This is a genomic window from Azospirillum formosense (assembly GCF_013340925.1).
Lineage (GTDB): Bacteria > Pseudomonadota > Alphaproteobacteria > Azospirillales > Azospirillaceae > Azospirillum > Azospirillum formosense.
In genome coordinates this window covers 1-7,373 of the sequence record NZ_WHOR01000278.1, presented here as the reverse complement: position 1 = coordinate 7,373, position 7,373 = coordinate 1, and the positions used below count along the sequence as shown (strand labels likewise).

Sequence of the window (7,373 nt, the reverse complement as noted above, 5' to 3'; positions counted from 1 at the left end):
ACGGGTCCCTTCCCAAGGAACATCCGCGGGGTGGAGCAGCCCGGTAGCTCGTCAGGCTCATAACCTGAAGGTCGCAGGTTCAAATCCTGCCCCCGCAACCATCGACAGTCGACAGCCCGCCTCCAACGAGGCGGGCTGTCGGCGTTTCGGGTTCGCCGCGGCGCACGCAGGAATCGAAGACATGATGGCTGAGGTGGTTCCGGTGGAGGAACTGCCAGTGTTTTCGACCGGGTTGAGTTCCGGACAGTAGTAGGGCGGAAGGGGCAGGAGGCCGATGATCTCGGCCCGATGCTGGGACATGGCGGGGTTGGTCTTGGGCAGGACCAGGGATGCGACGGCGCCACGGCCCGGGCAGAAGGATCGGAACAGTTAGGCCGAGGTGTGGCTCTGGTCGCGGGACACGCTGCCCTTGGCGGTTCACACCCGTGTCTGGGCGTCTTGCTGACCGATCCGGGGCCTCATCCAGCCAACAGAGTTCAAGAGGATTGCCCCAGGCGGGGTCGGGCCCTGCGCGCGCCCAGCATGCACCCTCCCGCAGCTGTCTTGCAGAACCAGAGCCAGGGCGAGGAGACGCCGAGCGACACCCGGATCATCAACCCGCCCCGGAAGGGCATCCCTCGTGCCCGAATCAGCGTTCAGAGCCGCTGATTTGGCCGACCGCTCTTCGCCCTCAGAGACGGACCGAACTGCTGGAGAAGCGGCTGGCTGAACTGTGGTCGATGGAGGTCAACGCGACCGATGCGCCGACGGCGATGACGATGGCGGCGGCGAAGCCGAGCAGCATGGCTTTCATGGAGGGCGCTCCTAGAACCGGATTCTTAGTGGAGATCGGTTGTGCATTCGGCGCAAACGCGCCTTTTTCCAAGACCATAAGCGGGGCGGAGCGCGCTTTCAACCACACTCGGGACTCGACCGGGAGCGACTGGGGAAGACAGCGCTCAGGCCGCGGAGTTCAGCGCGTTGCGCAGCACCTCGGGCGCCACGGGCTTGTGCAGGAGGCGGTGGCCGCTCTGCTGGACCTCGGCGATGCGCGCGGGGTCGGTGTCGCCGGTCAGCACCAGGGCAGGCACCCGCACCCCGCAGACGCCGTAGATGTCGCGGATGGCCTGAAGCCCCGTCCGGCCCTCGCGCAGGCGGTAATCGGCGACGATCATGTCGGGGCGCTGGCCGAGACTGGTCAGGGTGCCCACCGCCTCATCGGCGGAGACGGCCGCCACCACCTCGTACCCCCACTCCTCAAGCATGGTCCGCATGGAGAGCAGGATGATGGCGTCATCCTCCACCACCACGACCAGACCCTTGCCGCCGTTGGCGGCGGGCTGGGCGGCGGGGCGGCAGGTCTTCATCACCTGACGCGGCGCGACCGACGGCACGGTCAGGCCGAAGGCGCTGCCCCGCCCCGGACGGGAGCGCAGGGTCACTTCGTGGCCGAGCAGCCCGGCCAGACGCCGCACGATGGCGAGCCCCAGCCCCAACCCCTTGCGCCGGTCGCGCTCGGGGTTGGCGAGCTGGGCGAACTCGACGAACACCTCGTCCCGCTTGTCCTCCGGAATGCCGATGCCGGTGTCGAGCACCTCGACCCGCAGGCCGTTGCCGGTGCGGCGGCAGCCGATCAGGATCCGTCCGCTCTCCGTGTAGCGGATGGCGTTCTCCACGAGATTGCGCAGGATGCGCTCGACCAGCGCCGGGTCGCTGCGCGTCCAGCCGTCGGTGGGGACGTGGCGCAAGGCGATCCCCACCTCCGCCGCGCGGCCCCGGTACTCGTCGGCCAGACGCTGGAGCAGGGGACCCAGCGCGAATTCCGTCACCGCGGGGGTGACCACCCCGGCATCGAGCCGCGACACGTCCAGCAGGCTGTCCAGCAGCGTGCGCAGGCCGTTCAGCGACTCGCTCATGCTGGCCAGCAGGGGGGAGGCGGGATGGCCGTCGAGCCGGTCGGACAGTGCGTGCGCGAAGAAGAACAGCGACTGCACGGGCTGGCGCAAATCATGGCTGGCCGCGGCGAGGAACTTGGTCTTGGCCATGTCCGCCCGTTGGGCCTTGTCGCGGGCGGCCAGCGCCTCCTCGCGGGCGCGTTCCGCCTCCGCCTTGGCGCGGTGCAAGGCGTCCTCCGCCGCCTTGCGGGCGGTGATGTCGCGCATGATGCCGGTGAACAGGCGCTGCCGCCCGTCGTGCCATTCGGCCACCGACAGTTCCAGCGGGAAGAGGGAGCCGTCCTTGCGCCGGCCCTCGACCTCGCGTCCGATGCCGATGATCCGCCGCTCGCCCGTCTCGCGGAAATGCGCCATGTATCCGTCATGGGCGGAGCGGTGCGGCTCCGCCATCAGGATGCGGACGTTCGCGCCGACGGCCTCTTCCGCGCCGTAGCCGAAGGTCGTCTCGGCGGCCCGGTTGAAGGACTGGATGGTGCCGGTCTCGTCGATCACGACGATGGGGTCCACCGCGGTGTCGACGACGGCGCGGTAACGCGCCTCCTGCCCCGCCGCGCGCTCCGCCGAGCGGCGCCGGTCGATCAGGACGGAGAGCAGCCCCAGCGAGAGGATCAGCAGCGTCCCCACCCCGGTCCCCACAGCCAGGGACGGGGTGGACAGCACGAGGCCGAGGTCGTCGCCGGCCGGGACGGCCTCCGCCACGATGGCGTGACCCATGGCGTTCTCGGTGGCGCTGGCGGCCGCCATGCCGACGTAATGCATGCTGACAACGGCGGCGCCGAGCACCAGCGCACCGGACAGGCGCTGCATGGGGCTGGCGGTGCGGAAGGCGAGCCAGAGCGCGGCCGTGGAGGCGGCCACGGCGATGACCACCGACGCGACGACCAGCAGCGCGTCGTAGATCAGCGGCACCGGCAGTCTCATGCCGGCCATGCCGACGTAATGCATGGCGACGATCCCGAAGCCGGTCAGCAGACCCGCCGCCGCCAGGGTCGTCCGGCCGCCCCCGCCGTGCGCCACGGCGAACAGCCCGGTCCCAGACACCCCGACCGCCAGGAGAAAGGATAACGCGGTCAGCAGGATGTCGTAGGACACCGGCACGGGCATGCGCATCGCCATCATGCCGATGAAGTGCATCGACCAGATCCCCGCCCCCAGGGCAAGCGCCGCGGCGCCCAGCCAACCGTTCCGTCCCCGCCCGGCTTCCCGCGCGTGGGAGGCGAGGTCCAGGGCCACATAGCCGCCGAAAGAGGCCACGACAACGGACAGCGCAACGAGGTAAGGATCGTAATGGCCGAGCACGATGGGGCGCACCGAGAGTGGACGAAGGGACGGACGCGCAATGGCAGAAACGTTAGATAGTGGAAATCCGCGGCGAACCCAAGCCGGCGAAACGCCCCTGTACGCCTGACGAAAGACCTAATGGCTACCTCGAACGGAAATTCCTCCTCTCGGACTTTGGATCGGGGCTTGGGGGGGAGGCTGGCGGGGTTGCTCCGCCGCTTCTTGCTGCGCCCCCTGCTGACCGTCGCGGCGCTGGGCTATTTCCTGATCGACGCGGTGGCGTTGGAGGCGTTGCGCCCGCTGGCCGCCTGGATCGGGCGGCAGCGCTTCGCCGAACGGCTGGCGGCGCGCATCCGTCGCCTCGGCCCCTATCCGACCCTGGCGCTGTTCGTGGTCCCGCTGGTGGTCCTGGAGCCGCTGAAGCCGGTCGGCCTGTACCTGATGGGGACCGGGCACGCGGTCCAGGGCGCCCTGCTGCTGGGGGCCGTGGAACTGGTGAAGGTCACGCTGGTGGAGCGGCTGTTCCACATCGGCAAGGACAAGCTGCTGACCATCCCAGCCTTCGCCTGGTGCTACGTCCAGGTGGTGCGCTGGCTGGCCTGGCTGACCGCCCTGCCGCCCTGGCAGGCTGCCAAGCGGGTGGTGGGGCGGGTGCGCACGACGATTCGCCCGGCGCTGGAGGTGGTCCGCGGCTGGGCGCGGACGCTGCGCGGCCGTCTGCGCGCTGTGTCGAAAAGAGGGTAACCCTGCCCTGCGCTTGCCGCCTCCTGCGGGCAGCCTCATATCTATGCGGTTTTGCAGATCGTTCCAAGGCCAACCCGTGCGTTTTCTCCCTCTGACCTTCGCCCTTTTCGTCGCCTTGGCGGCCCCCGCCGCCCTCGCCGCGGGCAAGTCCGGCTCCGTCTCCTCGCGCGAGTCGCGCATGGCCGACTGCGAGGCGGCGGAGAAGGGCGACGCCGAGGCGGCCTACCGCATGGCGCGGCGCTTCCTGTTCGGCGTCGGGGTGAAGCGCGACCAGCGGGTCGGCACGGCGTGGCTGCGCGCCGCGGCGTCGCGCGGCCACAAGGAGGCGCGGCGGCTGGTTGCCTATGTGCCGGGCCGCATGGGCCATGTCCGCCCCTGGTGCCGCCCTGGCGCCGCCCCGCTGCGCGAGGCGCTGCCCCCGCCGCCGGAGATCATCGCGCTGGTCCACAAGACCGCGCCCCAGTACGGGCTGGACCCGGCGCTGGTCATGGCGGTGATCCGGGTTGAGAGCGCCTTCCGCTCCGACGCGGTGTCGCCGAAGGAGGCGGCCGGGCTGATGCAGCTCATCCCCGACACGGCGGAGCGGTTCGGCGTGTCCGACGTCTTCGACCCCGCCCAGAACATCCGCGGCGGCGTGCGCTATCTGCGCTGGCTCTTGGCCTATTTCCAGGGGGACGTTACGCTGGCCCTTGCCGGCTACAACGCGGGGGAGCGCGCCGTCGACCGCTACCGGGGCGTTCCGCCCTATGAGGAGACGCGGAACTACGTGCGCGCCATCCGCCGTCTGTACGACGCGCCGCGGCATCCCTTCGACGCCGCGGCGGCGGAACCGTCGCCCATGGTCGTCCGGCAGGCGGCGGAGCTGGCGAAGCCCGGCAAGGGCTGAGAACGAACCAACAGGGGAGGGGCCACCCGTGCCGATGTCCGAACGCAGCTTTCTCGGCCTCAGCGCGGCGGGGTTCCACCGCGTCGCCTACACCCAGTGGGGGCGCGAGGACGCGGCCCGCACCGCCGTCTGCGTGCATGGCCTGACCCGCAACGGCCGCGATTTCGACGCGCTGGCGCTCGATCTGGCCGACCGCTACCGCGTCGCCTGCCCGGATGTGGTGGGGCGCGGCAAGAGCGGCCGGCTGAGCAACCCGACGCTCTACGGCTACCCGCAATACTGCGCCGACATGGCGGCGCTGATCGCCCGGCTGGGGGTGGAGTCGGTGGATTGGGTCGGCACCTCGATGGGCGGGCTGATCGGCATGCTGCTGGCCGCCCAGCCCGACAGCCCGATCCGCCGTCTGGTGGTCAACGACATCGGCCCCTTCATCCCGAAGGCGGGCTTGCAGCGCATTGCCGATTACGTCGGCAAGGACCCGGTGTTCGAGGATCTGGCGGCGGTCGAATCCTACCTGCGCTTCGTCCTGATGGGCTTCGGGCGGCTTTCCGACGAGGCGTGGCGCCACATGGCCGAGCACAGCGCCCGCCTGCGTCCGGACGGCTGCTACGGCCTCGCCTACGACCCGGCCATCGCCGAGGCCTTCAAGGCGCAGCCGATGGAGGACGTCGATCTGTGGGCCGTCTGGGACCGCATCCGCTGCCCGGTTCTGGTGCTGCGCGGCGCCATCTCGGACATCCTTCCGGCGGAGACGGCGGAGGAGATGACCCGCCGCGGCCCCAAGGCCCGTCTGGTGGAGTTCGCCCACACCGGCCACGCCCCGGCGCTGATGACCGGGGACCAGATCGCCGCGGTGCGCGACTTCCTGCTGGAGGATTGACGGAGGTACCCCCGCATACGGCCCGCAAGCGGGCTGGATATGGCGGCGATCCTGCCATAGCATGAATGGTACGGTTGCGCCGCAACGATGGTCCGGAGGCCCGACGCCATGAGGGGTTTCGCCGCGCTTGTCCTGTTGCTGTCTTTCGTCTCAGGACCGGTCCAGGCCCGCGATGCGCTGGACTGGCTGGCGCGGGAGCCGGTGACTCTGCTCGACTGGGGCATGACCCGGCTGCGCGGCGACCTGCACGACACGGTGGACGGGCTGTCCCGCGATCTGCGGACGGAGGTGTCGCGCAGCGGCGTCTTCTACCGCTTCCAGGATCGGCGGATCGTCGCCTACGCCAACTTCGTCGATCTGCCGCGCAACCGGACCGAGGACGTGTGCAGGGATGTCTACACCCGGCTGGCCGGCGCGCTGGTCCGCGGCGGGCCGCAGGGGGCCGGCGGGGCGGCTTGGTATCTGGAGAGCGTGTTCAGCCATGACTCGCAGGGCGGTGACCGGCCCCAGGACCTGGGCGACCAGCTGGCCGACAAGGTGGTGTTGCAGGTGACCATCGGGCCGAAGCCGTCCCAGGCCTTCGACGACGGGCGCCGCATCACCTGCACCGGCCGTCTCGACGCCGCGCCGGAGAACATCGCGCTCAAAAGCGAAGGGTGACGATGACGCGCGGCAGATGACGGCGGGCCCGCGCCGTCCTATAAGTGCGGCCATGACCGACGCCACGCCCGATTCCGCCCCCATGTCTGGCCCCATGCCCACCGCTTTCGACCCGCAGGCCCTGCCGCCGCTGCGCGAGGTGATCGCCCGCTTCGGGCTGGACGCCCGCAAGGCGCTGGGACAGAACTTCCTGCTCGACCTCAACCTGACGGGGCGCATCGCCCGCTCGGCGGGCGACATGACCGGCGTGACGGTCGTGGAGATCGGACCCGGTCCGGGCGGGCTGACCCGTGCCCTTCTGGCCACCAAGGCGAAGCAGGTCATCGCCATCGAGCGCGACCACCGCTTCATCGAGGCATTGCAGGACGTGATCCAGGCGGCGGACGGGCGGCTGTCCATCGTCGAGGGCGACGCGCTGGAGGTCGATCCCATCGCGATCGCGCCGGCCCCGCGGGCCATCGTGGCGAACCTGCCCTACAATGTGGCGACGCCGCTGCTGATCGGCTGGCTGGGGCGGATCGAGGAGTTCGTCAGCCTGACGCTGATGTTCCAGAAGGAGGTCGCGGACCGTCTGGTCGCCAAGCCGGGCAGCAAGGCCTATGGCCGCCTGTCGGTGATCACGCAGTGGCGGTCGGACGCGCGGGTGCTGTTCAACCTGCCGGCCAAAGCCTTCACCCCGCCGCCCAAGGTGGAATCCACCATCGTCCACCTGACCCCGCGCGCCAACCCGGAGCCGGCGGAGTGGAAGGCGCTGGAGCAGGTGACCGCCGCCGCCTTCGGCCAGCGCCGCAAGATGCTGCGCCAGAGCCTGAAGAGCCTGGGGAACGCGGAGGCGCTGCTGGCCGCCGCCGGCATCGAGCCGACCGCGCGGGCAGAGGAGGTGGATGTGTCGGGGTTCGCGGCGCTGGCGCGGGCGTATCGGGGGAGATAGGTCTTTGCCCCCTCCCTAACCCTCCCCCGCTGACGCAGGGGAGGGGATTGAATTCCC

Annotated in this window: 7 protein-coding genes, 1 tRNA gene and 1 pseudogene; 6 read left to right on the top strand and 3 right to left on the bottom strand. The window is 70.3% G+C overall.

The features are described 5' to 3' along the window. The first annotated feature begins 24 nt into the window (after positions 1-24). Positions 25-101: transfer RNA gene (locus tag GBZ26_RS24780), tRNA-Met, on the top strand. A 68-nt stretch (positions 102-169) separates the two neighbouring features. Here GBZ26_RS24780 and GBZ26_RS30450 read toward each other — a convergent pair. The 3 genes and pseudogenes from GBZ26_RS30450 to GBZ26_RS24775 form a co-directional block, all read right to left on the bottom strand. Beyond that, positions 170-505, bottom strand: a pseudogene (locus GBZ26_RS30450) (transposase); the annotation flags it as partial. A 165-nt stretch (positions 506-670) separates the two neighbouring features. Continuing rightward, positions 671-793, bottom strand: a complete 123-nt coding sequence (locus GBZ26_RS30765) for a hypothetical protein (RefSeq protein WP_257722160.1) — start codon at positions 791-793, stop codon at positions 671-673. A 145-nt stretch (positions 794-938) separates the two neighbouring features. Beyond that, the gene (locus GBZ26_RS24775) at positions 939-3,233 is read right to left on the bottom strand and encodes an MHYT domain-containing protein (RefSeq protein WP_174441125.1); all 2,295 of its coding nucleotides are present in this window, start codon (positions 3,231-3,233) and stop codon (positions 939-941) included. 189 nt (positions 3,234-3,422) lie between these two features. Between GBZ26_RS24775 and GBZ26_RS24770 the strand changes: the two genes are divergently transcribed. The 5 genes from GBZ26_RS24770 to rsmA all read left to right on the top strand — a co-directional run bounded on the left by GBZ26_RS24770 (position 3,423) and on the right by rsmA (position 7,316). Beyond that, positions 3,423-3,959: a hypothetical protein gene (locus tag GBZ26_RS24770; protein ID WP_246653882.1), complete on the top strand. Its 537-nt coding sequence runs from the start codon at positions 3,423-3,425 to the stop codon at positions 3,957-3,959. A 76-nt stretch (positions 3,960-4,035) separates the two neighbouring features. Then, positions 4,036-4,845 carry a transglycosylase SLT domain-containing protein gene (locus GBZ26_RS24765; protein ID WP_174441123.1) on the top strand — a complete coding sequence of 270 codons (810 nt, stop codon included), beginning with the start codon at positions 4,036-4,038 and terminating at the stop codon, positions 4,843-4,845. Positions 4,846-4,873: 28 nt separating this feature from the next. Beyond that, positions 4,874-5,725 carry an alpha/beta fold hydrolase gene (locus GBZ26_RS24760; RefSeq protein ID WP_174441122.1) on the top strand — a complete coding sequence of 284 codons (852 nt, stop codon included), beginning with the start codon at positions 4,874-4,876 and terminating at the stop codon, positions 5,723-5,725. Positions 5,726-5,833: 108 nt separating this feature from the next. Further along, entirely contained in the window at positions 5,834-6,385 is a 552-nt protein-coding gene (locus GBZ26_RS24755) for a hypothetical protein (RefSeq protein WP_174441121.1), read from the top strand. Positions 6,386-6,467: 82 nt separating this feature from the next. Then, positions 6,468-7,316 (top strand): 16S rRNA (adenine(1518)-N(6)/adenine(1519)-N(6))-dimethyltransferase RsmA, encoded by an 849-nt coding sequence (rsmA, locus tag GBZ26_RS24750; RefSeq protein WP_174441126.1) that lies wholly within the window; start codon positions 6,468-6,470, stop codon positions 7,314-7,316. Positions 7,317-7,373 lie beyond the last annotated feature (57 nt).

Coding starts and splice junctions, on each gene's coding strand:
- GBZ26_RS30765 (WP_257722160.1), bottom strand. CDS start 793: ATGAAAGCCATGCTGCTCGGCTTCGCCGCCGCCATCGTCATCGCCGTC.
- rsmA (WP_174441126.1), top strand. CDS start 6,468: ATGTCTGGCCCCATGCCCACCGCTTTCGACCCGCAGGCCCTGCCGCCG.
- GBZ26_RS24755 (WP_174441121.1), top strand. CDS start 5,834: ATGAGGGGTTTCGCCGCGCTTGTCCTGTTGCTGTCTTTCGTCTCAGGA.